This is a genomic window from Ekhidna sp., assembly GCF_965212185.1.
Classification (GTDB): domain Bacteria; phylum Bacteroidota; class Bacteroidia; order Cytophagales; family Cyclobacteriaceae; genus Ekhidna.
In genome coordinates this window covers 1,440,913-1,467,343 of sequence record NZ_OZ243102.1, presented here as the reverse complement: position 1 = coordinate 1,467,343, position 26,431 = coordinate 1,440,913, and the positions used below count along the sequence as shown (strand labels likewise).

Here is a 26,431-nt window from a genome sequence, read left to right as displayed (position 1 = left end):
TCATCTGCCGCCAAGAAACTGATGTGCTTTCTACTTTCCTCTTCTCGCGGGAGTTTTTTATCTGTATTGCGCAGTGCCCCTTTGATACTTTGAATGCATCGGCAGATTCGCTAATTTCATCGCAATTAATTAAGCTCGGAGGCCACAGCGCCATATCTGGGTCGTTATGTGGAATTAAAGAACTTGCTAATAGTACCAATTTTTGGTAACTTTAAGAGTGAAGAAAATAAACTATGAGCAAGAATACTTCTATATCACTAGGTAACTACTTTGAGAGTTTTGTTCAAAATAGCGTTTCTGAAGGTAGATTTAAGAACGCTAGTGAAGTGATTCGGGCTGGACTAAGACTGCTTGAAGAAGAAGAAAATAAAGCCATTGCACTTAAAAAGGCTATACACGATGGTATTAATAGTGGTATAGCCCAAGACTTTAACCCATCAACTCATTTAGAAAAGTTAAAGTCTGCTAGATTTAATGGCTAATTATCAACTCACCAACCTTGCTGTACAAGATTTAACTGACATCTGGAATTACACTTTTGATAATTGGTCTGAACAACAGGCAGATGTTTATTACTAACAACTTGTTAAGGGGTTTGAGAATATAACTACGAACCAAGATATAGGCCGTAATTATGACGGAATAAAAAAAGATCTATACGGATTCAAAGTGAATCGGCATATCATCTTTTACCGAATCATAACAAAAGAACTTGTAGAGGTGACAAGGATTTTGCATGAACGGATGGAATTAAAAAGCAAACAAGAATAAATCCACATAACAAACGATATAGCGCATGGCCTTACTTAGCCATCTGCTAAGTGTCTGCAAAACATCCCGCTCATCTGCCGTCAAGAACCTGAAGTACTTTCTACTTTCTTCTGCTTGTGGGAGATTTTATCCTTCATGGCGCAGTGCCTTCCCAGACGCTTCGGTCTAGACAGGTCTGATATTTTTAATGCACCGGCAGATTCGCTAATTTCATTGCTATTAATTAAGCTCGGGCCACACAGCATTTTATCTGAGCGTTAGCAATAATCTCTACTTTTGCAGCTCTAACCGTAACTTCTTGTATTTTGGTGTAAATTTGCACCAAACTAAAAAACATGGGACGACAAAGTATATCATTCACAGATCCTAACGATGAATGGCTTAGGGCTCAAGTTGAAAGCAAAGAATATTCAAGTAAAAGCGAACTCGTAAACGATTTGATACGTCAGGCAAGAAATCAGCAACAGAGAATTGATTATATCCGAATGAAATTAGAAAAAGCAGAACAATCTGGATTTACCAACGATTCTCAGGCTGACATTCTAAAACAAGCTAAATCTTAATGGCAAAATATAGAATCAGTAACATTGCCAAAGCTGACTTGATTCGAATTCATCAATATGGAACCTCCACATATGGTATGGACCAGGCTGATAAATATTTTAACGCATTCTTTGACAAGTTTGAACTGATTGCTGAAAGACCTTTTGCTTTTGAATCTGTTGACTTCATAAAAGAAGGGTACAGAAAATGTGTGTGCGGAGTTGACACAATATTTTACCGCATTAACAACGAGGTTGTAGAGAATATGACAATTATTGGTCGACAAGACCGACTGGAAAAACTTACATAATCTAGATTGATCTAACTACTCAGGCACATTCGTGCGAGAGCGGTGAAAATCAGATGAAACGAGTAGAAATCTCCCACCAAGAGACTGAAGTGATTTCTGCACCTATCATGGGAATTTTTTATCTGTATGGCGCAGTGCATTCTACAAACTTTGGAAGATCAATTGCTTATTTTTAATAATCACTTCAACGGTATCACATAGGCCAATGCTCCGCCAATGAAAAACATCATCATTCAGGGAATCCAATTTGATGAAAAGTCATCCTATCAACGAGGGCCTGCTCTGGCTCCTCCATTGATTAGGGAAGCATTGCATTGCGGTTCTGCTAATTACTTTACGGAAAACCTGGTTTCAATCGAAGACTCGCGGATCATTGACAAAGGTGATTTCGATATAAAGGACTACCTCGATATAGAGCGCATTACTGAGAATCATCTAAATTCAGACACAAAGATTTTAACGCTGGGCGGAGACCATTCCATCACTTATCCCATCATTAAAGCGCATAGTAAGCAATATCCTAAACTGGATATTCTTCAGATCGATGCACATGGAGATTTGTACGACTCCTTTGAAGGGGATAAATACTCACACGCCTGCCCATTTGCCCGAATTATGGAAAGTGGATTGGCCACAAGACTGGTGCAAGTTGGAATCAGAGCGATAAATACCCATCAGGCGGAGCAAGCGGAAAAATTCAATGTTGAGGTACATCACATGAAGGACTTAGATCTAACTACTGCTCCTAAATTTGAAAATCCACTCTATATATCTCTGGATATGGATGGTTTTGATCCTGCATTCGCACCAGGTGTTTCCCACCATGAGCCAGGAGGCCTGACTTCACGACAAGTGCTTGATCTTATTCACAGCATTGACGCTGAAATTATTGGAGCTGATATCGTTGAATACAATCCGGAAAGAGACTTTCAAAAAATGACTGCCTTCCTGGCATCTAAGATGATGAGAGAATTGTTGGGTAAGATGCTATGACTTCTGAGACAGCCTAGAGAGTAAATCTATCAATCGTGTAGTTGTATTTCATCTAATACATGATTTAGAAAAATCCTCCTATTCGGAGGGTTTTCTATTTCTAACAATCATTCCTTAAAAACAAATCTTCTATTACAAACAAAACCATTATTTTAAAAAAATAATCAAAATACCTCTTTACGTTTTGTATAATTAAATCATTGGAGTAAATTAGATTTCACCTAACCGAAAAATCAATGATTAAAAAAACGTATTGCTTGATAGCTGCAATAGTAGCATTGAGCGCCTGCACCGAGCAGTCACCTAAATCAGAAAAGCCAATTGAGGCTATAGAGATTGTCGAAGTGAATGAACTCTACTATGCAGATCCACCACCTGTCCGTTCATATCCGTCGAGTATGGAGGAAATCAATGAATGGATCTACACTCTTGATAATGAAAAAATCCGAGCACATGCCTGGGATATGTGGGAATCAATTACCACTCCTACTGATGTGGGACTCCCCGTTTGGGAAACATGGTATTCTGGTCATGAAATTTTTGAACTAGATAATCAACAAGAGCGTAAAATTGTGAGAAACTTTCATTTCCCGACACAATTTTTCCACACTTCTGTTCTGACCAATATCCCGGAAAATCCATTCGAAAGACCCACCTCTTTCAATCGATTTACTAAAAGTGTTGCGGATGTTATCTGGGATCGTGGATTTAATAAAAAATCTGTACTAACCTCTATCAATGATGCTTTTAATGCAAATGGTACAGCTGTTGTTGACCGTCAAATTCAAACATCCATCGACAAAGTGGATCAGCTATCCATTGTATTGAAACCGGTATTCCAATTCATAAGCAAGGATTCCATTGTTGCCATCCCTTACTGGGCAGGGGTGTCCCCTCAATCAACCAGTGATCTGACAAACCCGGAACCTCATACCTGGAAACAATTTGTGGTTGTGGATCCAAGCGGGCAATTACCGGTAGGATCTTTATACACTATAAATGGTCAGGAATGGCCCGTTGTGGCGATCGATGATTTTTATGCCATAAAACTTACTGAGGAAGATTCGATCAACTTCAGCAAGTTTGCCGCAGAGTCAGGTGATAATGTAGGTAGGAATAATCAAACAGATACAACCGCCATTTATTCAATGGTACGACCCGGTAATTATGCATTACTAGTGGCTATGCATGTCACAGGAAAGGAAATACCTAATTGGACCTGGCAAACTTTCTGGTGGTCACCAGACAATGAAAATCCGGTGTTTGGAGCAGACAGACCAGCTACTATCGGCACTCCCTGGTCCAACTATAATATGCGCACTGCTTACTATATGGTTGCCCCTGCTGGTACTGAACAGGGAGGAGAACCTTTGATCAGCTTCAATCCTTATTTGGAAACGAACCTTAGTGGTAAGACACCCACTGTATTGGGCGATTCGGTCCAATGGTATGGAGTATTCTCAAACTGCATGAGTTGTCACAGAATGGCGGCATATCCAAAAAGTTTCTATACACCGAATGGGTTTATAAATCCAGCGGATCCATTTCGATTTTCAAAAAACACTAAGACTGATTTTCTATGGTCTATCCCTACACGAGCTAATTAATAATTAAAACTAACGAACATGTCAATCACTAAACTCACTATCACGGGCATCCTGGCAATGCTCTTATTCTACTCATGTAAGCAATCATCCAATCCGGAAGAGCTTATAGAAACTGAGGAACTCACATTTGAAGTAAACTTTAATCCGATTCCTCCATTTGACGTCCCTCCCAATGCAGACAGCATTGATTTGATAAAATTTGCTTGGGAAGAATTCATTGCTTTGAATTGGAAATCTTCGTACAGCATCAATGGCCTGCGAGACAATCCAGACACTTCATGGAATTGGGGATCATCATCAGATCCATTTCCAGACCTTGCTGTTTGGGAAACGTATGCACACAGAACAGAGCTTCGTCCATATTCTAATGTAATGGAGCCTTTTAATAACCCTCCACATTATAGCTTCGGAGCAACCCTAACTCCAGCTACCTTTCCAGATGGAAGCCTGGCCAGTTTCACCTTATTCAATAACCTGGATGAAAACAACGAAATCGGCTCTTGCAACTTGTATGCGCATACCAATATCTATGATCAGGAAAACATGGTGCTTTATCAAGCTAAAGTCAATCGTGATGAGTATGAATACATCTACAATAACTACAATACAAAGGAGCTTCTAGATACAGCAACCTCCAGAACTAAAACCAACATTGATAAATATAATGCCTACTATGAGGGCGCGACCAATTCCTGTGACTGTCCAAAAGAAGAAGGAGTGTTATGCTTACCCTGCGGAGATGTTGAAACTAAGACCGTAGGTTCTATTGAGATTAAAACGGCCTGGAGACTGCTTGTTCCTGAGGACACTCCAAGCAAATATTTCACAAGAAATGCGATTTTCTATGAAAAGGACAATTCCGGTGGAATTACTTATTCAAACAAAGAATTCGCACTCATTGGAATGCACATCATCCACAAAACGAGAAATAATGAAGAGTTTGTATTTGCAACCTGGGAACATGTGGATGTCACCGAAAACAACATGGGTTATGTGCTACTGGATAACAGTGGAAAAGAAACTGGTCCACTTTACTCCAACTATTCACGGTATCAGGAAATTCCGGAAATTGTAAAGCAATCAACACAGCAAGTTCATTCTCAAATAAGTGCCATGAATTCCAATTCAATCTGGTTGAATTATCAGCTCGTTGGTGTACAGGGAAAGCCAACCAACGATTCCACTTCATTTAGTTTTTTCCTTGCGAATTATGTAATAGAATCAGATACCACATTGAATGATTTTCATGGAAGTAGTATTGGAACTCCTCATGATCTAAAAACCAATACATTGAGCAATGGTCAGCGATTTAGTATGGGTGGCTGCCAGGGATGTCATGGAGTTGCACAAACCACTCTTGGTGCGGATTTTTCATTCTTGATGGATAACAATGGGAAGCCGGTGAATATGCCAGATTTGTTAGATAGCATTCCACCATCAGAAGTAGCCAAACTTGAAAAATTTATTCGAGCTACTGCCAAAGAATAGTTGTTCGTATTTCAGTCAGGTTAAGCCCTTCCATATGGGAGGGTTTTTTTATTACTAGCTAGTCAAATACTCTTTAAACTCCTTATAATCCACTTTCATCTCAAATGATCGTTTTTTACGCGCCATTAGGCTTTTAGCAAAGTCAGGAATGGGCATCTCTTGTCCTAAAGCCTCCTTCATGGTTGGTAGGAATTTGCAATAGTGAGCCGTCCCCAGGAATACACCCTCTTCATCCGAATTATGCAGTGCCCCATAAGCGATCGCGCTATGAGGGTCCAATAAGTAATCGTTTTCCTTATGGCAAGTCCGAATGGTGCGTTTGATGCCGTCATCATCCATGGTGAAAGGAATCAGTTGGCTTTTGATTTCTTTATCACTTCCCTGAAACAAAGAAAGAAGTCGCTTAAAATTGCTGGGATCAGAAACATCCATGGCATTAGCAATGGTATGAATGGTATCTTTTGGTTCATAATTCCCGGTCCGCAAATACCTTGGCACCACATCATTTGCATTGCTCGCCGCAAAAAATTGCTTAATCGGTACACCCATTTTCATTGCCAGTATACCGGAGGTTAGGTTACCGTAGTTGCCACTAGGCACAGCAATCGTCACATCACGCAATCCTTGTTGAAGTGGCACATAATAAAATAGTGATTGAGGCAACCATCTGGCAATGTTGATGGAATTGGCCGAAGATAGATGCATCTCTTTATTCAATTGTTCGTCTGCAAATGCTTGCTTGACCAGGTTTTGGCAATCATCAAAAGTACCTGCAACCTCAAGCGCTATAATGTTTTGACCCAGAGTGGTCAACTGTTTTTCCTGAAGCGCACTTACTTTCCCTTTTGGGTAGAGAATAATCACCCTCACCCCTTCCACACCTAGAAATCCATTCGCAACAGCTCCACCTGTATCTCCGGAAGTAGCCACCAATACAGTGGTTTCCTTGCTCTCGTTTGCATTGAAGTGAGCCAGGCACTCTGCAAGAAACTTTGCCCCTATGTCCTTAAAAGCAAATGTAGGTCCGTGGAACAGTTCCAGGCACTGCAACTTATCATTGACCTGCACCAGAGGCATTGGAAAATCAAAAACCCTTTCAGTAATCTTAGCTAATTCATTAGAATCAATGTCTTCTTTGCAGAACTTACCAAGCACTTCCAATGCGACCATCGATAACTCCATCTCAGGGATCTCTTTGATAAAATCTTGGCCTAGTTTGGGGATTTCCGTTGGGAAATAGAGTCCTCCATCGTTAGGGAGATTACTCAAAACAGCTTCTTTGAATGAAACTTCAGGTCCTTGTCTGGTTGTACTTATAAATTTCATTATCGATCAATTTGACAGCCGACATCACTCATTTTACTTGTGAAAAAATCACAAGAAATACTCTTCTGCTTGTATAGTACATGAATTTCTTCTTTTGCTTTTTCAAGGCTTTCATTCGTCGTAAAGAGTGCAAACATACTTGGGCCTGAACCTGAGATGTTAAACCCTACACTATCATGATCAAAGGCGATAGATTTTACTTGCTCATATCCGGGAATCAATGACTTTCTGACTGGCTCAGCAATAAAATCGTCAATTGAAACCTTGAGACGACTCCAATCTTTTAAATGGAATGAATGAACAAGGCTAGCTAAATTTCCCCATTGCTTCCTGGCTGTTACTACATCAATGGTTTTCGGCAATAATCCTTTCGCCTCAGAAGTTTTAACTACCACGTGAGGTTTGATGATGAGAACTTTCAGTTCAGAAGCAATCGGCAATGAGAAATAATCGAGCGGTTCATAGCTACGTATCGCAATAAAGCCACCAAGCAACGCAGGAGCTACATTGTCAGCATGGGTAGATTTAGAAGCATAAGCTTCTCCAAGCAAGGCAAATGGTAGCAAATCCGAAGTAGATAGCGGCTCACCCAACAATTGGTTCACACCAAAAACAGCTGCTGCTGCACTGGAAGCACTAGAGCCTAGTCCGCTACCGGGTGCAAACAGCTTTTTGATGGAAAAGTCGAAACCCTCTTTGCTGCCTAAATAATCAAGAAGTCCTTGAGCAGCTATGGTTGCCACATTTTGAACAGCTTTTAGCGATAAATTAGCCCCCTCGATGGATTTTACTCTCAATTGATGGTCTCCCCTCTTCTCTACGAATATTTCTTCGCTCGCAATATCCAAAGCAAACCCAATGGTGTCGTATCCACATCCTACGTTAGCAACAGTTGCCGGTGCAATTATTTTGATACTTGATTTCATGTTTCTGGCAGGGATAATCGTAGTACATCTGCAAAGATTCCGGAAGCCGTCACCTCTGCACCCGCACCAGCTCCTTTAATTACTAAAGGTTGCTCTTTATACCTATCTGTATAAAAAAGTACGATGTTGTCTTTTCCTTCCAAATGAAAGAACGGGTGGTCCGAAGCAATCTCCTTAAGCGCAACACTCGCTTTACCGTCTTGATAAGTAGCTACTACCTTCAAACGTTTGCCTTTTGCAGCAACCTCATCGTAAAGCTTCTTGAAATGGGCCTCTTCATTTTCAACAATCTGATAAAATTCTTCTACGCTGGACGTCTGATCACAAGCTGACGGCATAAACGATTTGTGATCAATCTCATCCATTTCAAAAGAGTAACCGCTCTCTCTAATCAGGATGAGTAATTTGCGTTTCACATCTTCACATGATAGATCCAGACGGGGATCTGGCTCAGTATAACCTTCTGCTTTCGCTTGCTTAATCACGTCTACAAATTTTCGCTTACCATCATATTCATTGAATAAAAAATTGAGTGTACCTGATAGTACCGCCTCAATGTGATGAACATGATCACCACTTCTTATTAGATCACTCAAAGTGGATAAGACAGGTAGTCCGGCACACACATTCGTTTCTATCAAAAACTGACTACCAAATCGCCTGGCCGTCTGCTTAAGTAATTGATAATTACTGAAAGACTCAGTTGCGGCAATCTTATTTGGTGTTATTACAGAAATTGATTTTTTAAAAAACTCCATGTATTCATCAGAAATAGATTTTGAAGCAGTTATATCTAAAAAAATACTGTTACGAAGATTGAGTGCTACTGCTTTTTGTCTGAATAACTCTCGATCAAAAGCTTCACCTTCCATCAGTCTTTCCTTCCAAAGGCTCAAGGAAATACCTTGTTCATCGAAGACCATTTTCTTAGAATTGGCGATTCCCGTCAATTTTAAACTCACACGATGCTCCTCTTTTAGTGTATCGAATTGAGATTGAAGCTGGGAAATAAACGCCCTCCCTACATTTCCCACTCCGATGATGAATAGATTAATACGCTTGGTTTCATATTGGAAAAAAGCTTCATGCAAGATGTTCAACGACTTGTTCAAATCCTCACGTTTAATAATAGCAGAAATGTTGCGCTCTGAGGACCCTTGTGAGATCGCTTTAATACTTACTCCATTCCTACCTAGCACATTAAACATCTTTCCGCTGACCCCTACCTGATTCTTCATGTTATTACCCACCAGCGCCAAAGTGGAAAGGCCCCTTTCTATTTCGATGGGGTCAATGAATTCATCCTTTATGTAAGAATCAAATGCTTCATTCAAAACCCGATGGGCGACTTCCGCTTGATCTGAAGTCAATGCGATTGTGAGTGTATGTTCTGCATTTGATTGAGTAATAAACTCCACGCCCAAGTGGTATTGAGCCAGGACTGCAAAAAAGTCTTTAGTGAATTTAGGGATACTCAGTAGTCCAGTGCCAGAAAGTGTAATCAATGAGACATTTAGAAGGCTGGTGATACCTCTAACTAATTGATCACCCCCATTACCCGAAGTTACCAGGGTGCCTGCCGAGCTTCTGTTAAATGTATTTTTTATCCGAATAGGTATTCCCTCTTCAAAGCACGGCTTGAGGCTCGGAGGATATAGCACCTTCGCTCCAAAGTGTGATAGCTCGATGGCTTCTTCATAGGATATACTATCAATGACTCTTGCATGCCTCACGATTCGGGGATCTGCAGTCATCAACCCATCCACATCGGTCCAGATTTCTAATGTTTCAGCATTTAATGCAGCTGCCACAATAGCAGCAGTATAGTCAGAACCACCTCTACCCAAAGTGGTGGTTTCACCACTTTCAGTTGAAGCGATAAATCCAGCGAGGATGCTGATTTGGTTTTTGGAATCGACAAGTACTTCTCGCAATAACCGATTGGTCAATTCAAAATTGACTGGTGCACCACCAAAAGTATCAGCCGTTTTAATTACCTCTCTCGCATCAATTTGATGAATGGCCTTGCCCTCTCCATGAATAAAGGAGGCTATAATTTTTGATGAAATCAACTCACCAGTACTCAAAATAAAGTCAAGGCTTTTTGGAGTAAGTTCTTTGAGTAAGAAAACGCCATCCAAAATTCGTCTTAACTGCCTGAATACGGCTTCCACATCCTCCTGGTAGGACGAGATTTTTAATTCGTTGCAAAGCTTCATGTGCTTTTCATACAACTGCTCATACAGTAAAATGTATTGGGTATCTCCTTCCCTTGATAGCTCAGCAATTTTTTGTAATTCGTTGGTCGTTTTACCAATAGCAGATAATACAATCACTTGCTTACCAGGATTGGACAGAATAATCGATTTTATCTCGTGAATCGATTCAGCAGTGCCCAGTGATGTTCCTCCAAATTTTAAGACCTTCATATCCAGTGTATAAAAAAACGCCATCCTTATCTAAGAATGGCGTTTTGTACATATCATTAACGAACAATTACCATTCTATGCTCCGGAGCATTGTTGTCCCGGTGATCGTAGTGGTAATATCTGTTCTTATTTTTTCCAATTCTAAGTAAATGTAAGAATGGACATCAATAATCAAAACAATAGCAGTAAATAATTGACCATTATATCCTTTTATTTGGCTCGGTCACTTTATGAAAGCAATTCAGAATACTTACATAAATATTCAATCGGCGATCCAGAACAGAATGATTAAATTGCGCCGATTAAAATATTGATTCATGACCTATTTGATAGTTACCATCGGATACATTTTGATTCTTGCTGGAATCATTATTTACAAAAGCAGAGGAGTAAAAAACGAAGAAGACTTTGTTGTAGCCGGGAGAAATGTCCCCGTATATCTCCTGGTGGGTACTTTGGTAACTACCTGGATTGGATCAGGTAGTTTATTTGGAACTGCAGGACTCACCTTCCAGGTAGGATTCTCAGAACTATGGTTCTCGTTAGGCGCATGGATAGGGATCTTGGCTGTATATTTTATTGCTGCCAGAGTCAGAAGGATTTCTCAGTACACACTTACAGACATTCTTGAAAAAAGGTACTCTCCACTCGCTCGACTTATGGGTACCATCACTATAATTGTCGCATATCTTGTGATTGCCGGCTACCAATTTAAAGGTGGAGGAAGGTTTCTTTCAATTCTTACAGAAGGAGGAATATCTGTTGAGCAGGGTACATTGATTACCTTCCTAATTATCATTGCCTTCACTTCACTAGCAGGAATGGTGTCCATTGTGTCCATTGATATTTTCAATGGCATTATCATGATCACTGCCATTATCCTTGCGGTACCATTCGCCATTAGTGGTTTTGGGGGATGGGATAATGTGGTCAATACCATTAATGAAGTAAGTCCTGATCACTTATCAATCATCGAAGGTCATGAACCTACCTGGTACATAGGCATCATGCTTCCAACCCTTATCTTAATGCTTAGTGAAAGTAGTGTCTATCAAAAATTCTCTTCAGCAAAAGATTCAAAGGCTGCTAAGAAAGCCGTAATGGGAATGTTCATTGGTGTAGTCGGAATAGAATTCCTGATGTGTCTGCTCGCCGTAGTAGGCTTTGCTATCTACGCACATGATCCACGATTCTTCATGCCTGATGGATCTGTAAACGCACCAATGTCTGAAGAAATTATCCTAAGAATTGGTTTTGAGCAACTTCCGTCATTTGTTGGATCCCTTCTCTTCGCAGGAGGCGCTGCTATCATACTATCCACAGGGAATACTTTCTTAATGGTAACCTCAACAAACCTTTCCAGGGATATCTTAGAAAAGTATTTCATTAAAGGAGCTTCTGATAAGACTAAACTTTTGATTCAACGAACTGCCATCGTCATTCTTGGTTTCATTGCATACCTCATAATGACACAGTTTGAGGAAATTCTTTCTATGGCCTTCATTTCGTATACGATGATTGGGGCTGCACTCGCGCCTCCTTTGCTGGCTACTTTCTTCTGGAAACGTGTGACCAAGCAAGGTGGTGTTGCATCCATTTTAGCAGGTATGCTTTCTGTTGTTATCATCGAAGTATTGAACAGATCAGGTGTAGTTGCTGATCTTGGATTCATGGCATTCCCATTTGATTCAAAGATGGTAGCAATCCCAGCACTTATAACGAGTATTGTTGCTCTTGTGTCAGTTAGTCTACTAACTAAGCCTACTCCAAAAGAAATTGTCGATCCTTTTTTCGAGAAAGAGTAACATCAAGTAACTTCGCGCAAACGTTTGAGTCCTACTTAAAAACAGGATAAATTATTTATTCATACCCTATTATAAAAATGCAAGAATACGGCGTAAAATCAACCAAAAGTGATCTTTCAGATTTAGGTATCAAAGTGAAGGAAGCACACTGGAACATGTCTCAGTCTGAGCTTATTGAAGAAGCACTGAAAAATGGTGAAGGTCATTTAGCAGATACAGGTGCATTGACTGTAAATACCGGAAAATTCACAGGTAGAGCTCCAAAAGATAAATTCGTTGTTGAGGATGAAATAACAAAAGATACTGTTTGGTGGGGCAATGTAAATCAGCCGATTTCGTCTGAGAACTTTGATAAAATCTATAACAAGATGCTCGGGTACCTGGAAGAAAGAAAGGTATATGTCCGAGACATGTACGCCGGTGCTGATAAAACACACCGTCTTCGTGTAAGGTTTATCAATACATTTGCATGGCATAACCTGTTCACCTATAACATGTTCCTTCAGCCGGAAAGCTACAAGCTGGAGGAATTTACACCTAATTTCACAGTAATTGACTGTCCAGGATTTCTTGCAGATCCTAAAACAGACGGAGTAAGACAGGAGAACTTCGCACTCGTTAATTTCAAGAAACGTATGATCTTAATTGGTGGTACTGAGTATTCTGGAGAAATGAAAAAAGGAATTTTCTCTGTGCTAAACTTCACGTTACCTACTGAAGATAATGTGCTTTCTATGCACTGCTCTGCCAACATGAGTAAAGATCAGAAAGATACTGCAATCTTTTTTGGCCTATCCGGAACAGGTAAAACGACCCTCTCTGCTGATCCTGGAAGATTACTTATTGGTGACGATGAGCATGGATGGACTGATAAAAACGTATTCAACTTTGAAGGTGGTTGCTACGCAAAAGCAATCGACTTAACAGAAGAGAAAGAACCAGATATCTGGAATGCGATTAAGTATGGAGCCATTGTAGAGAATACAGTATTTAAAGCAAACTCAAGAGAAGTAGACTTTGAAGATAGCTCCATCACTGAGAACACACGTGTCTCTTACCCAATTGATCACATTCGAAACGCAGTAGACCCGTCTATTGGCGGTATTCCTAAAAACATCTTTTTCCTAACCTGTGATGCTTTTGGTATCATCCCTCCTATTCAAAGATTATCCAAAGGACAGGCGATGTACCACTTCATTTCCGGATACACCTCAAAAGTTGCTGGTACTGAGGCAGGAGTGACAGAACCAGAACCGGTATTTTCTGCTTGTTTTGGTGCTCCATTTTTACCACTTCACCCGACGAAGTATGCAGAAATGCTTGGCAAGAAGATGCAGGAACATGAAGTAAAAATCTGGTTGATCAACACGGGATGGACCGGTGGTGAGTATGGTGTAGGTGAACGAATCAAGCTGAAATACACACGTGCAATGATTACCGCTGCGTTAGAAGGTAAACTGGATAATGTGGGCTATAGAACCCATTCCATTTTTGGAGCAGAAATACCACTAACATGTCCTGACGTGCCAAGTGAGATTCTAAGCCCTAGAGAAACCTGGAAAAACGATAAGGCTTTCTATGCAAAGGCAAATGATTTAGCGAATCGATTTAACAAAAACTTTGAAAAATTTGAAGAGTTTGCGAATGAGGAGATCATGGCTGGTGCACCTAAGCCAAACGAGAAATACAGCTAAGATTATTAGAATTTCAAAATCAAAACCCAGGCATTCTGTCTGGGTTTTTTTTGTGTAAATAATTTTAACTTCATACAACCTTTAGAATACCCCTTCCATCCTACTCATAGAAAACGCTGACAACCTGTGGCTGAAACCCAAATCGTTTGGATAAATCAACTAAAAAAAGGCAATGAGCTGGCGGCTTTCAACTTATACAATAGTTATTCTAAAGCAATGTTCAATACACTTACTCGAATCACAAATGATCAGGAAGTAGCGAAAGATTTACTGCAGGAAGCATTCGTAAAAGCCTTCAAACGAATAAGCGAATTGGATGATCCAAATGCATTTGGTGGCTGGCTAAAACGGATTGTATTAAATACAGGCTTAGAGTATGCTAGAAAAAAGAAATACCAATTTGAAGACATTCAAAATCAGCATTTAGAACCAGAAGAGGTGGATGAAAAACTGATTGATAACAATACACTTCATACAGCCATTAAAGAGTTGCCTGATGGATGCAGGACAGTGTTGACTTTGCATTTGATGGAAGGGCTCAAACACAAGGAAATATCTGAACAACTGGGAATATCAGAATCAACCTCCAAAACTCAGTATAGGCATGCCAAGCAACTTTTGAAAACTAAACTTCAACATCATTATGAATATTGAAGAACTCATAAAGAAAAGAATAGATCAACTCGATCGGGATAGTCCGTCTCCAGAACTGTGGGATGCGATAAAGAAGGACTGGAAGTCTGAAAAAAGACCATTCTCTGGAGCGTGGAAAGTAGCAGCTGTTATTTTCATTACGATTTCCGCTGGTCTATTACTACACAACATTTCACTTCAAAATAAGGTAGAAGAGCTTGCATCGCTCGGTGATATCTCTGAGGAATACAGAGAAATGGAAAATCAATACCTCGCTCAGATCAATGAGATTGAATCCAAAATCCCAATCAAAGAGGTTAGAAATTCAAGTGATTTTGAATGGATTTTTCAAGAAATGAATACGCTTGATGAAGTCAATATGCTTTATCGGAAGGATATTGGGATGATCAATAAGGATCAGCTGGTAAATGTTCTGATCGATCATTATGAAAAGAAAATAAGGCTTCTTAGAAAGCTGGAATTAGAGATAGAAAGGTCAAAAAAAATAGAAAAGAATGAAACGGATAATACTGATCACATTAGCATATAGTTTGTGTTTCACAACATGGGCAAACAGGGACGATGAAACTCGAACGGCTATAGTAAAGGTAGAAATATCACCTTCAGATAAAATCAATATACAAGCAAAGTATACGGAGCTTTCGATAGAGACATGGGATAAAAATGAAGTTCTTATTGAAGCATCCGTACGATTTGATGGAAAAATGACCAATAAGATTCAGGAGTTCCTTGATGAATTCGAATCGCGTGTACAGAACAACATTAAAAAAGGCGGTAACGAGTTACTTATAGATACAGATCTGGATTTACCTAACAAAATTCAGATTGGAAGTAAGCACGTTGGAATTAATGTGTCATATGGGGATGATGACCTAAAAATCAGCTATAAAATCAAGGCTCCAGGTAAAAACAAGTACACGATATCTAATTCCTATGAAGAACTTAGAATGATTGGGTCATACAGAGATGTGTCATTAACTCAATATTCCGGAGAACTAGATGCCGAATATATTGAAAAAGCCAACATGAATCTAAAATATGGGACTGCCACCATTGATGAAATTGGTGAAGCTAAATTTGAGATATATGAACAAGAATTAGATATTAATGAAATTGAAACATTGGATATTAATGCAAAATACTCTGATTTAGAATTCGGTAAAACAGGAACAATAGACGCAATTGCCTATGAAACAGACTTTATCATCAACAATGCTAAAGCCCTATCAGGAAATTTTAAATATGGAAAGATTGAAATAGCAGGGACTTTGGGTACTGGAGAGTTTGAATGCTATGAACTTGATATGGAAATAGCTGAAGCAGGAGCTTTGCTTTTCACCAATAGTAAATACAGTAAGCTTCGTTCCGGATCTGTACAAAAAATCAATTACTACCAATCATATGAGGATGAAACCAGAATTGATAAATTAGATGCCTTCATGAGTACAAACTCTAAGTATGGAAAACATACGATTGGTAAATTGAATGGACCTTTTGAATTGAATGCCTACGAGGATGAAATAACAATTAATGAATTAGGTAACCGTGTAGATCGGATTGAAATCAAGGGCAAGTATATCGATGCTACGATTGATATAAACAATTCGTCATTTAACCTGAAAGGCAATGTAAAGTACGGAAAAGTGAATTATGATGAAGATCAGGTTGATGTTAGACGCTACATCAAAGATGGCGACCAATTGGAACTTGAAATTGTTTCAAAAAATAGTAAGTCCTCCACTCCTACTGAAATAAGAGTGGATGGATATGAAATCAAAATCAGTCTTGAGTAGAAGCTAGTTGATTGACAGCAATTCAATTTCAAAAATGAAATTTGCATTCGGTGGAATGCTTACACCATCACCTATATTACCATAACAAAAACCAGAGGGGGCGTAAATGATCATTTTACCTCCCTCTTTCATTGTTGGCACCATAGTTTTCAAAGCACTAATTTGAGTATTCAATCGAATGGGTTCTGCGGTCCCTTCATCAATGATTATTTCATTCTCCAATAATTGCCCTGAATAATTGAGAACAATCAGATCATCGAGCGTTGGACTTAATCCAGTGCCTTCCGTTATTGTCTGATACCTAATGCCAGTATTATGCACTTCAGCGGTGATATCATTATTAGCCAGGTACTCTTCAATTTTTTCAATATCAATGGCAAGCTGCTCACTCTCCGACCGCACAAGAGAAACTAATTCTATATCGAATACAAGAACCGTATTTGGTGGGATCAAACTATTTCCACGGGTTCCATATCCATACTTAGAAGGTATAAAAATGGTCATTTTACCACCCTCTTTCATTTCTGGAATCATGATTTCCCATGCTTCTATGAGCTGGTTAATTTTGAAATTAACTCCCAGGAAGTTTCTATCGAAAACATTATCGTTTAAATACCTTCCCTCATACTTCACAATGACATTTGCGTCTGAAGCTGGAGATTCTCCAGTGCCTTCAACTTCTACAACATATCTGATTTCTGATTCATGTAGTTCAGCATCGATGTTGTTGCTCTCAAGGTAACTATCGATTAACTGTAAATCTGCAGCTAGCTGCTGCTCCTCCGTTAACCCATCTTCATCCTTCCCACATCCTGAGATAAAAAGGAATCCTAAAATTGTAGATAGTAGTATTAATTTCTTCATTATGGTAAGATTTATCCGAAAAGTGCACCAGCTATGGTTGCTGTCATCATAGTTGCTAAAGTAGCGGCGACTAGTGCCCTTAAGCCAAGTTTTGAAAGATCCGCCTGTCTGTTTGGTGCCATACCTCCAATTCCACCAATTTGAATGGCTATGGAACTAAAGTTTGCAAAACCACACAATGCGTAGGTAGAAATAATAATTGATTTCTCAGAAAGCAACCCAGCAGCTTTCATTTCCGCTAAGCTTAGATAAGCCACAAATTCGTTTATCACCGTTTTTTGTCCCAATAGACTCCCTACTTTAATGGTTTCTGCCCATTCAACACCCATGATAAATGCAAAAACTCTAAACACTTGTCCCAGGATGTATTGAAGTGAAAATCCTTCAAAAGCTCCATCCGTCGTTCTTACAACCATTTCATTCAAACCGAACAATTCGCCGATTCCGTCAACCAAAATCCAGTTCAAAGCAAAAATGACCGCTATAAATGCCAATAACATTCCGGCAATATTTAGTGCAAGCTTTACTCCATCGGATGCTCCCCTTGCAAGTGCATCAACTAAGTTTACGCCAATATTTTCTTTATTTACTTTAAGACTCCCATCAATCTTTTCTGGTTCGTTTTCAGGTAGAAATATTTTTGCCATTACTATGGCTGCTGGTGCGTTCATTATGGAAGCACTCAAAAGATAGGTTGCAAAAACTTGTTGCTGCTCCGGATCACCTCCTCCCAAAAATGATACATAGGCTCCCAATACACTTCCAGCTATGGTGGCCATACCACCTGTCATCAGACAATTAAGCTCCGAATTTGTCATTTTACCAATAAATGGCCTGACCAAGAGTGGAGCCTCTGTTTGACCTAAAAAAATGTTCCCTGCAGCAGATAAGCTTTCTGCTCCGGACAATCGCATTGTTTTGGCCATAATCCACGCAAACCCATAAACGATCTTTTGAAGTAAGCCAAGGTAATAGAGCCCTGCAGTTACAGCCGAGAAGAAAATAACCGTTGGAAGGGCTTGAAATACAAAAAGAAAACCGAGGTTATGTTTAGCATCAACAGCTTCACTATTTTTTGCAAGATCACCGTATAAGAATTCAGCCCCCTTCAGTCCAAAATTTAAAAACTTTACAAACCCGGCACTTACCCATGAGAATAGCTGATTCACAAAATCGACATTTGCTATCATCAATCCTATAAACACCTGGATAATGATACCAATGCCAACGAGTCTAAAATCTACTTGCTTTCTGTTCTTTGAAAGTACCCAAGCTATTGCTACCAGACAAATTAGACCAGCTGTACCCCTTAGATATTCCATTAATTTCGCTTGTTCAGTACATCTCGAATTCGAGCTGCCTTTTCGTAATCTTCCTTATCCAGGGCCTCTGTTAGAAGTTTTTCAAGTTCACTGGAAGATAAGTCTTCGATGCTTGTTTTTTCAGATTTTTGAACCTCTCTCTGCGCGATTTCCTCCTCATATTCATCCGTAAGTACTATACCTGCTTCAGTTAAAATACTTTCATTGGTATAAAAATCCACGTTGAATCTTAATCCGATGGCAATTGCATCTGATGGCCGTGAATCTAGCTCGACTATTTTACCATCATGCTCACAAATGATTTTTGCGAAAAATACTCCTTCTTTTAAGTCAGAGATATAAACTTCCTTGATAGATATGTCAAAATGATGTGAAAATGCTTTGAATAGATCATGCGTCATTGGACGGTTAGGAACTATCTTCTCTATCTCTATAGCGATAGCCTGAGCTTCAAACATTCCTATGATAATAGGCAATCTCCTATTTCCACCAGCCTCTCCAAGTACAAGTGCAAAAGAGCCAGATTGGGATTGACTTGAAGACAATCCCAATATCTCTAATTTTATTTTTTCACCGGACATTAACCCTGCGCCTTCTTAATTGCTTCAGTCAATTTTGGAACTACATCAAACGCATCGCCTACGACACCATAATCAGCAGCCTTAAAAAATGGTGCTTCCGGATCTTTATTGATCACTAGTATGAATTTAGAAGAGTTTACCCCTGCCAAATGTTGGATTGCACCGGAAATACCAATAGCAATATACAATGAAGGACTAACTTTTATGCCGGTTTGTCCTACGTGCTCATGATGAGGTCTCCAATCCATGTCAGAAACCGGCTTGCTACACCCTGTCGCTGCACCTAGTGTTTTTGCCAACTCTTCTATCATTCCCCAGTTTTCAGGTCCCTTAAGTCCTCTACCTCCAGACACAACCAAGTCTGCTTCCGGAAGTAGAATATCTCCCTCTGCTTTTTCAGTTTTTGTGGTCTTTACAGTAAAGTCTGAATCATTGATAGTTGGCGCAAATTCTTGAACTTGTGGAGCCCCTCCATCTTCTTTTATTGCTATGGCATTTTTCTTAATTATAATGATTTTCTTATCACCTTCAAGATTGGTATTGGCAAATGCCTTACCAGTATAAATGCTTTTCTTAACTGAATATCCACCTGAAGTATCAGGCAAGTCAGCAACATTAGAAGCTAAAGCCGCATCAACTTTTATGGAAACTCTGGCTGAAACAGGATCACCCAACGAACTCTTAGCCAAAACAAGAAGGTCTGAACCTTCTTGGCTCATCGCTTCAGCTATGGCTGATGCATATGCCATAATATTTGGAGATGCTAGCTTATCATCAGTCACGTTTAAAACCTTGCTTGCGCCAGCTTGACCAATGACGTCCAAATCATCCGTTTTTCCAAAAACAATAGCAGTTACGTCACCCGCGACAGCTTGAGCATAGCTTACGGCCTCCAGAGATGATTTCTTTACTTTTCCTTCGTCTAATTCTACAAATGCTAATGCTGCCATGTTATATAACTTTTGCTTCGTTTTTCAATAAATTAACTAGTTCATCCATATTGTCAGGGTCAACCAACTTGACATCACCTTTTGCAGGTGGTAATTCAAATTTTGAAACCTTAGTTTTAGGTGCATCACCTGTTGGCTCTTTTACTTCCAATGGTTTAGTTCGTGCACTCATAATTCCCCGCATGTTAGGAATTTTCCATTCTGCGATTGGTTCCTGACAGCCTGCTACAAATGGTAATGGAAGCTCCATGTATTCCTTACCTCCTTCAATCTCTCGTGAAATTTTTGCTGTTTCACCATCAATATCTAAAGTCATTACAGGTGACACGGAAGGAATTCCTAATAACTCTCCTACCATGCCATGAACTTGTCCGCCATTAAAGTCAATGGATTCTCGTCCCATTAATATTAAGTCATATCCTCCATCCGTGGCTACAGCCGCGATCTGCTTGGAAACAAACAATGCATCCTCAGGGAAAGCATTTATACGAATGGCTTCATCGGCACCAATTGCAAGCGCTTTTCTTATGGTTGGTTCAGTTTCAGCTTCACCTACATTTAAAACGGTAATACTTCCTCCGGTTTGTTCTTTCAGCTCTACTGCCCTTGCAAGGGCGTAATCGTCGTATGGACCAATGATGAACTGAACTCCATTTTTATCAAACTTAGTATCACCGTCGGTGAATGCAATGCGCGACGTAGTATCAGGCACATGCGTAATACAAACTAATATTTTCATGTGTATAAATTAATTTTAAATAGTCACATGGAATTCGCACAAGTGATATTCAACCTAAATTGGTGTTTATCAATTTCATGCTCATTTCATTTATCTAATCGAGTGTTTTTTTATTTAGAACAAGCGAGAAGTGAAACGGTTCAGACCCGCTAATTTTCGAACCTCGAAGTTAGTAATTATAGAGAATTTGAGAAGCTAGATTCCCTCTTTTAGTAAAAAGAAATTCAAATAATTATTAAAGCATTTCTATATAGTCATTTCGAACGTTCTTCTTTTATTTTCTTTTACAATGGTTTTATAATCTCACTATTTTCTTTAAATTTCATTTAAGAACCAAATTTTAACACTATGAGAAGATTAAATCAGTGGGGCTTACTAGCCCTAACCCTGGTATTGCTATGGTCATGCCAGGAGAACGAAACCCAACAACCAGTTTTGGAAGAAGTACCCAATGAAATTTTGCAAAAAATTTCAGGTCTTGGATTCAATGCTGATGAAGTAAAAATGTATGATGGTCAACTTTTCATTGAAGGTGACATACTTATTACATTGGATCAGCTAGACAAAATGTCTCCAAGTAATGGTCTTCCAGTAGAAGAGCATTATCACACCAACAGTCTAGTGACCGGAACACCCAGAACTATCAATGTTTATGTTAGAAGCATGCCAACGAAGTATGCGCAAGCAACTGACATTGCTATTACAAGGTATAATTCCGAAAATCTGAACCTAACTTTCAACAGAGTAACAAGTTCAAGTCAGGCTGACATAACTATCAGAGCCTCTCCTTGGTACTACTACTGGTTTGGTATTTTGGGGTCTGCTGGGTTCCCTGAAAATGGAAATCCCTATGGTACCATTCTAATGACCAGAGCATACTACGACAATGTATCCAATATCAATGGGCTTGCTACAACCATTGCTCATGAAATGGGGCATTGCATTGGTTTCCGTCACACAGATTACATGGATAGAAGCTATAGCTGCGGGGGAGCACCTGATAATGAAGGTGATGGAGGTGTTGGAGCCAACTACATTCCCGGCACACCATCGGGTCCAAGTGCCAATAGTTGGATGCTGGCATGCGGCAGCCCAGAGGGTGATCGTCCATTCACCAATGACGATAAAACAGCATTAGGGTACGTTTATTAAAATCCTCTTGTTCAAATCCACTTTACTTAGGCGCAGTTTTACTGCGCCTTTTTTTATCAAATGCCACAAATCCATAATCAGCTAATATGCTATTTCTCTTGATTATTTGAAATATCTGATTGTAGATGCAATGAATTTTCTACCTCAAAAGCTCCTTAAACAATTTGACGGGTAAATGACGGGTATAATCCCTCCTATTTTCTTGCGAAACGCCATAGCTTAGGGGTAGAATTGCTGAAAAAACTAAAATGAAACAGCCCGAACTAGGACAAAAACTAATTGAATTGCGCCAGCAAAAGAACATGACTCAAGAAGAACTTGTAGAGGCATGTAATGTAAGTGTAAGAACCATTCAGCGAATCGAATCAGGTGAGGTAACACCAAGGATCTCTACCGTTAAAATTCTACTCTCTGCACTGGAAGTTGATCTTGAAGAATTTAAAGAAACTACAAAAACTACCAAATCTGAAGCTTATCTCTCCTCCCTACAATCATGGCTGCAAGCTGCCTGGATTGCAGGTATTGTATATTTTGTGGTTGGCTTCATCGATGGAGCTATCGAAATAGACAGATATGAAAATGGGGATTCCAATATGTCAGCTGCATTTTATATTCCTATGAAGCTACTGTATTTCATTTCCTATACAATCTTCATGTATGGATTGATTAGGCTAGCCGACTACTTCAACAATTATTTACTCAAAATATCTTCATATATCATGATTGGTTTATTTGCATTCATAACCATACTTGATATAAGCTCAATATTTATTGAAATCAGTGAAAGCAACTACATCATGATTGGTGTTGGTGAATCAATGTCTGTAGGGGTCATAGGTATTCTTATAGGAATAGGCCTCATAAGACTTCAGGATGGAATGGGTGTACTTGCCAAAGCAGCTGGAATAATTGAGATAATAGCCGGAAGTTGCTTCTTAATTGTCATTGGCTTTTTGATGGGTTACATCATGCTCATACCGGCCATTATCCTTGAAGTAATCCTTCTTTTCAAAGGGTATGAGTTCATCAAATCTGAACGAATAAAAGCCTAAATCATGAAAATATCTTTTTGTGCGCTTGCTCTAATTGGAGTGGCAGGGCTAGCCTATGCCCTTTTTCAACCCATCATTGAATGGAATTTTGGATGGAATCTAATTCCTGAAGATCGAAATGAGATTTCATTTGAAGGAATGGAAGATCCAATATATATAGAAGCCATCAACTCTTCTAAACAACATTTAGATAGTGTTTTGAATACCAGCGAAGCACCATCCATCTCCATCGCTGCGATGATTCATGGAAGAATGATCTGGTCTTATGCGGTTGGTTTTAAGGATCTGGAAAAAAGATTGCCCGCTGACACAGCTACCAAATACAGAATAGGAAGTGTATCCAAAGCACTTACTTCTCTTGGGCTAGGCCGAGCAATTGAAAAAAATCAAATTCACCTTGATTCTTCCCTTCAATTCTATGCTCCAATTTTTGAGGGGAAGCCTGACATTACCATTCGACAATTGGCATCCCATCAATCTGGAATTCGGAACTACGGTGTTTGCTTTTGCTTTCCGATCTGGGAATATTATAGGGATAAGAACTTCCAATCGATCAAACAAAGTCTATCAGATTTTAAGGATGATCCCCTCCTTTTTAACCCTGGTGAGTCATTTTCATACAGTTCTTATAACTATGTCGCACTCAGCTATGCAATAGAACGTGCTTCTGATAGGAATTTCCTGAGTTATATGGGTGAATATGTATTTAGTCCATTGCAAATCCACAATACCGAAGCGGATAAACCAAAAGAATATGCAAATAGAGCCACTCCATATGATGTAGAAAATAGATCATACAAGCGGTCATTCACCGTTAATCTAAGCAACAAATGGGCCGGTGGAGGATTCATCTCCACTCCTTCGGATTTAGTACGGGCTGGCAATGCCTTACTTGATTCATCATTTCTGAGTCCCAGAACTATAGAAATGCTTACTTCACCACAAGCCTTGAATGATGGCTCCATTAATGAACAAAATTATGCATTGGGTTGGCGGCATGATTTCTCCGAAAAATACTTTGACGGCACCAAAAAAGTAGAAGTGATCCATCATGGAGGAATGGCCATGGGGGGGCTTGCATTGCTGGTGGTGTATCCGGAATATGATCTGGTAGTCGCAATAACAATGAATAAGTCAGGTCAAAGAGGAAGGTTTGAATTATTTGATATTATAGCTCCTGTTGTGGAAGAATTGATAAAAATTCATGAGGTATTTAATTGAATGAGATTATTACTAAATTTAAATACTCACTAAAAATTACCACTATGAAAAACTTACACCAGCTACTTCTACTTTGCTTTGTTTCTGCTCTAATTTTATCATTATCGTCATGTGGAAGTGATGATGATGAGCCTTCAGCAGGTTATGATTTCATTGATCAAAACCTACAAGGAACCATTGATGGACTACCTTTTGTATTTGGAGAAGGAACATTTGAGGCCTCTTTCTTCACGGAAGGAGATATATCATTAGATTTTCATCATGCAGATGAGCAATTTGATGATGTCTGTGGATTTATTGGCTTTGGAGATCAGTTAAAAGTCTTTTTTGAGATTACCAATGAAGTGGGTCTCTATGAACTTTTTATTAATCTAAACACCTTTGAAGGTCAAACTGTAACACTTTATAATCCTGAAGGACAAGTCCATAATATTGCAACTTTTGGAGCAGTTGAAATTCTCACCATTACAGATACTCAGCTAACCGGAAGAATGGATGCAAGAATGGATGCTGAAAACTCCGTGAATGGAAACTTTACCCTTGTTTTCTGTCCTGAGAATTAATCCGAATTTACCTTCGCAGCATGAGCGAAGAAGTTGATGTTCTAATTGTTGGAGCAGGTCCAATTGGACTGGCCTGTGGTATTGAATGTGAAAAAGCTAACCTCAATTATGTCATAGTTGATAAGGGTTGCCTGGTGAACTCACTGTACAACTACCCTCGTAACATGACCTTCTTTTCTACTTCTGATCGTTTAGAGATTGGAGGCGTTCCATTTATCTCTCATAATCCGAAACCTACGCGTCCAGAGGCGCTCGAGTATTATCGTCGTGTGGCTTCATCATGGAGTCTAAATACACACCTTTATGAACAAGTTGAAAAGGTTAAAAAAGAGAAAGACATATTTCAAATCCAATCGAGTAAGAGAACATATCAGGCAAAGAACCTAATCATTGCCACTGGTTTTTATGATTTACCTTATATGCTTAATGCTCCCGGCGAAGATCTTCCCAAAGTGAAGCATTATTACGATGAGCCACATCCCTACTATGACATGGATGTTGCGGTTGTTGGTGCAGCTAATTCAGCCGTAGATGTGGCGCTGGAAGTATACCGTAAAGGTGCTAAATCTGTGACCATGGTGATTCGAGAAAAAGAAATCAATCCACGTGTGAAATATTGGGTGAAGCCTGATATAGATAATCGGATTGCTGAAGGATCCATAACTGCCTATTTTGAAAGTAACATAACCAACATTGAGGAGCATTCTATTGATATAAAAACTCCTGGCAAGCAAATTACCATTTCCAATGATTTTGTACTGGCCATGACAGGCTATCAACCTGATTTCTCATTTCTTAAACATGTTGGTGTCAAGATCGGAGATGATGAATTTAAAACACCTGTTTATCATGAAAATACCATGGAGACAAACATTGAGGGTGTATACCTTGCAGGAGTCATTTGTGGGGGATTAAAAACCAATGCATGGTTTATCGAAAACTCCAGGGAGCATGCAGAGATGATTGTAAAAGCAATTACAGATAAATAATATCTGAACAAGTATGGTCTTTCTCTAGTCCCTCACTCTTCCCTGGAGCACGCTTATATTCTGATAAATTGGATTGCCATTGGTACGTCTTAGTGTTATGATTTGTCCCACATGATTAATGGCATCTGCAATGGGTCCATTGAGCAAATTCCAAAAAGGAAATTCAGCACCTGAAGCAAAGATCATATCAAATTTGGCAAGGTCTTCGGCAGTTGAATTCTTTAAAATATCACTTGCCACATGAATGTTTTCAAGGGCAAGTTCTCTCTTTTGTTCAAAGGTCATTCCCTCAAGTTCAACTCCGGCAAACGGTTTTTCTTGAACAGCATTCGCCAAAATCTGTGTAAGACTTACAATGTGGTCAATGGTCTCTTCAATGTTTCGAGCTCCTTCACTAGGTCTATAAGCTAAATCACTAGCTGTCAAACCCTCTGTTCCCCAATAATACCTAAAACCAAGACCATCAACTACTCTGGCTGCTACTGTGCCCTCCGTGTAAGAATCTGGGCAATCTGGAATTTGATAGTAATAATCCGTTGAATCGCCTTGAGCGAATACCTGATTTCCAATAAAAATCGCAAGAATTAAAAGAAATGATTTCATCTTATAAACTTATGAAAGGATTTACATAATTCATCACTCTGATTGATGCAACTTCA

At 39.4% G+C, this 26,431-nt stretch carries 26 protein-coding genes and 1 pseudogene; 18 read left to right on the top strand and 9 right to left on the bottom strand.

The window, feature by feature from the left end; translation table 11 throughout:
* The first annotated feature begins 233 nt into the window (after window positions 1–233).
* The 8 genes and pseudogenes from ACOMC3_RS06625 (at window position 234) to ACOMC3_RS06590 (ending at window position 5,712) form a co-directional block, all read left to right on the top strand.
* Window positions 234–482: a type II toxin-antitoxin system ParD family antitoxin gene (locus ACOMC3_RS06625; RefSeq protein ID WP_420318748.1), complete on the top strand. Its 249-nt coding sequence runs from the start codon at window positions 234–236 to the stop codon at window positions 480–482.
* The gene (locus ACOMC3_RS06620; protein ID WP_420318747.1) at window positions 475–579 is read left to right on the top strand and encodes a type II toxin-antitoxin system RelE/ParE family toxin; all 105 of its coding nucleotides are present in this window, start codon (window positions 475–477) and stop codon (window positions 577–579) included. The genes ACOMC3_RS06625 and ACOMC3_RS06620 overlap by 8 nt, the downstream gene beginning before the upstream one ends.
* Before the next feature lie 15 nt (window positions 580–594).
* Window positions 595–771, top strand: a pseudogene (locus tag ACOMC3_RS06615) (type II toxin-antitoxin system RelE/ParE family toxin); the annotation flags it as partial.
* Between the two features lie 335 nt (window positions 772–1,106).
* On the top strand, window positions 1,107–1,334 hold the full coding sequence (locus tag ACOMC3_RS06610; RefSeq protein ID WP_420318746.1) for a ribbon-helix-helix domain-containing protein: 228 nt from the start codon (window positions 1,107–1,109) through the stop codon (window positions 1,332–1,334).
* Window positions 1,334–1,624 (top strand): type II toxin-antitoxin system RelE/ParE family toxin, encoded by a 291-nt coding sequence (locus tag ACOMC3_RS06605; RefSeq protein WP_420318745.1) that lies wholly within the window; start codon window positions 1,334–1,336, stop codon window positions 1,622–1,624. Before ACOMC3_RS06610 ends, ACOMC3_RS06605 begins: the two co-directional genes overlap by 1 nt.
* A gap of 216 nt (window positions 1,625–1,840) precedes the next feature.
* A complete protein-coding gene (gene speB / locus ACOMC3_RS06600) occupies window positions 1,841–2,617 on the top strand; it encodes an agmatinase (protein WP_420318744.1) in 777 nt (258 codons plus the stop codon).
* A gap of 236 nt (window positions 2,618–2,853) precedes the next feature.
* Complete coding sequence (locus tag ACOMC3_RS06595) at window positions 2,854–4,224, top strand: hypothetical protein (RefSeq protein WP_420318743.1); 1,371 nt, start codon at window positions 2,854–2,856, stop codon at window positions 4,222–4,224.
* Window positions 4,225–4,242: 18 nt separating this feature from the next.
* Window positions 4,243–5,712, top strand: a complete 1,470-nt coding sequence (locus ACOMC3_RS06590; RefSeq protein ID WP_420318742.1) for a hypothetical protein — start codon at window positions 4,243–4,245, stop codon at window positions 5,710–5,712.
* A gap of 54 nt (window positions 5,713–5,766) precedes the next feature.
* Here the strand turns inward: ACOMC3_RS06590 and thrC are convergent, their stop codons facing one another.
* Genes thrC through thrA form a run of 3 tightly spaced genes read right to left on the bottom strand, consistent with a single transcriptional unit; the run spans window position 5,767 to window position 10,393 of the window.
* Entirely contained in the window at window positions 5,767–7,038 is a 1,272-nt protein-coding gene (gene thrC / locus ACOMC3_RS06585) for a threonine synthase (protein ID WP_420318741.1), read from the bottom strand.
* A complete protein-coding gene (locus ACOMC3_RS06580) occupies window positions 7,038–7,964 on the bottom strand; it encodes a homoserine kinase (RefSeq protein WP_420318740.1) in 927 nt (308 codons plus the stop codon). Before ACOMC3_RS06580 ends, thrC begins: the two co-directional genes overlap by 1 nt.
* Window positions 7,961–10,393, bottom strand: a complete 2,433-nt coding sequence (thrA, locus tag ACOMC3_RS06575) for a bifunctional aspartate kinase/homoserine dehydrogenase I (protein WP_420318739.1) — start codon at window positions 10,391–10,393, stop codon at window positions 7,961–7,963. The genes ACOMC3_RS06580 and thrA overlap by 4 nt, the downstream gene beginning before the upstream one ends.
* A gap of 317 nt (window positions 10,394–10,710) precedes the next feature.
* On the opposite strand from thrA, the gene ACOMC3_RS06570 reads away from it, so the two are divergent.
* From ACOMC3_RS06570 to ACOMC3_RS06550, 5 genes are all read left to right on the top strand, one after another.
* Window positions 10,711–12,198, top strand: coding sequence for a sodium:solute symporter family protein (locus tag ACOMC3_RS06570; protein ID WP_420318738.1), 1,488 nt, complete (start codon window positions 10,711–10,713; stop codon window positions 12,196–12,198).
* A 77-nt stretch (window positions 12,199–12,275) separates the two neighbouring features.
* The gene (gene pckA, locus ACOMC3_RS06565) at window positions 12,276–13,892 is read left to right on the top strand and encodes a phosphoenolpyruvate carboxykinase (ATP) (protein ID WP_420318737.1); all 1,617 of its coding nucleotides are present in this window, start codon (window positions 12,276–12,278) and stop codon (window positions 13,890–13,892) included.
* 126 nt (window positions 13,893–14,018) lie between these two features.
* Window positions 14,019–14,546: an RNA polymerase sigma factor gene (locus ACOMC3_RS06560; RefSeq protein WP_420318736.1), complete on the top strand. Its 528-nt coding sequence runs from the start codon at window positions 14,019–14,021 to the stop codon at window positions 14,544–14,546.
* Window positions 14,536–15,075: a hypothetical protein gene (locus tag ACOMC3_RS06555; RefSeq protein WP_420318735.1), complete on the top strand. Its 540-nt coding sequence runs from the start codon at window positions 14,536–14,538 to the stop codon at window positions 15,073–15,075. The genes ACOMC3_RS06560 and ACOMC3_RS06555 overlap by 11 nt, the downstream gene beginning before the upstream one ends.
* Entirely contained in the window at window positions 15,041–16,339 is a 1,299-nt protein-coding gene (locus ACOMC3_RS06550) for a hypothetical protein (RefSeq protein ID WP_420318734.1), read from the top strand. Before ACOMC3_RS06555 ends, ACOMC3_RS06550 begins: the two co-directional genes overlap by 35 nt.
* Before the next feature lie 3 nt (window positions 16,340–16,342).
* Here the strand turns inward: ACOMC3_RS06550 and ACOMC3_RS06545 are convergent, their stop codons facing one another.
* The 5 genes from ACOMC3_RS06545 to ACOMC3_RS06525 are packed head-to-tail and all read right to left on the bottom strand — an operon-like array spanning window position 16,343 to window position 20,795.
* Window positions 16,343–17,203 carry an FKBP-type peptidyl-prolyl cis-trans isomerase gene (locus ACOMC3_RS06545; RefSeq protein ID WP_420318733.1) on the bottom strand — a complete coding sequence of 287 codons (861 nt, stop codon included), beginning with the start codon at window positions 17,201–17,203 and terminating at the stop codon, window positions 16,343–16,345.
* Window positions 17,204–17,214: 11 nt separating this feature from the next.
* The gene (locus tag ACOMC3_RS06540; RefSeq protein WP_420318732.1) at window positions 17,215–18,525 is read right to left on the bottom strand and encodes a NupC/NupG family nucleoside CNT transporter; all 1,311 of its coding nucleotides are present in this window, start codon (window positions 18,523–18,525) and stop codon (window positions 17,215–17,217) included.
* The gene (locus tag ACOMC3_RS06535; RefSeq protein WP_420318731.1) at window positions 18,525–19,106 is read right to left on the bottom strand and encodes a bifunctional nuclease domain-containing protein; all 582 of its coding nucleotides are present in this window, start codon (window positions 19,104–19,106) and stop codon (window positions 18,525–18,527) included. The genes ACOMC3_RS06540 and ACOMC3_RS06535 overlap by 1 nt, the downstream gene beginning before the upstream one ends.
* Window positions 19,106–20,056: an electron transfer flavoprotein subunit alpha/FixB family protein gene (locus tag ACOMC3_RS06530; protein ID WP_420318730.1), complete on the bottom strand. Its 951-nt coding sequence runs from the start codon at window positions 20,054–20,056 to the stop codon at window positions 19,106–19,108. The genes ACOMC3_RS06535 and ACOMC3_RS06530 overlap by 1 nt, the downstream gene beginning before the upstream one ends.
* A gap of 1 nt (window position 20,057) precedes the next feature.
* Window positions 20,058–20,795: an electron transfer flavoprotein subunit beta/FixA family protein gene (locus ACOMC3_RS06525; RefSeq protein WP_420318729.1), complete on the bottom strand. Its 738-nt coding sequence runs from the start codon at window positions 20,793–20,795 to the stop codon at window positions 20,058–20,060.
* 348 nt (window positions 20,796–21,143) lie between these two features.
* Here ACOMC3_RS06525 and ACOMC3_RS06520 point away from each other — a divergent pair, with 348 nt between their 5' ends.
* The 5 genes from ACOMC3_RS06520 to ACOMC3_RS06500 all read left to right on the top strand — a co-directional run bounded on the left by ACOMC3_RS06520 (window position 21,144) and on the right by ACOMC3_RS06500 (window position 25,772).
* On the top strand, window positions 21,144–21,947 hold the full coding sequence (locus tag ACOMC3_RS06520) for a M57 family metalloprotease (RefSeq protein WP_420318728.1): 804 nt from the start codon (window positions 21,144–21,146) through the stop codon (window positions 21,945–21,947).
* Window positions 21,948–22,195: 248 nt separating this feature from the next.
* Window positions 22,196–22,999 (top strand): helix-turn-helix domain-containing protein, encoded by an 804-nt coding sequence (locus ACOMC3_RS06515; RefSeq protein ID WP_420318727.1) that lies wholly within the window; start codon window positions 22,196–22,198, stop codon window positions 22,997–22,999.
* A gap of 3 nt (window positions 23,000–23,002) precedes the next feature.
* Entirely contained in the window at window positions 23,003–24,220 is a 1,218-nt protein-coding gene (locus tag ACOMC3_RS06510) for a serine hydrolase domain-containing protein (RefSeq protein ID WP_420318726.1), read from the top strand.
* A 44-nt stretch (window positions 24,221–24,264) separates the two neighbouring features.
* Complete coding sequence (locus ACOMC3_RS06505; RefSeq protein ID WP_420318725.1) at window positions 24,265–24,783, top strand: hypothetical protein; 519 nt, start codon at window positions 24,265–24,267, stop codon at window positions 24,781–24,783.
* Window positions 24,784–24,803: 20 nt separating this feature from the next.
* Window positions 24,804–25,772, top strand: coding sequence for a YpdA family putative bacillithiol disulfide reductase (locus ACOMC3_RS06500; RefSeq protein WP_420318724.1), 969 nt, complete (start codon window positions 24,804–24,806; stop codon window positions 25,770–25,772).
* A 24-nt stretch (window positions 25,773–25,796) separates the two neighbouring features.
* Here ACOMC3_RS06500 and ACOMC3_RS06495 read toward each other — a convergent pair whose 3' ends face one another.
* On the bottom strand, window positions 25,797–26,375 hold the full coding sequence (locus ACOMC3_RS06495) for a DinB family protein (RefSeq protein ID WP_420318723.1): 579 nt from the start codon (window positions 26,373–26,375) through the stop codon (window positions 25,797–25,799).
* Window positions 26,376–26,431 lie beyond the last annotated feature (56 nt).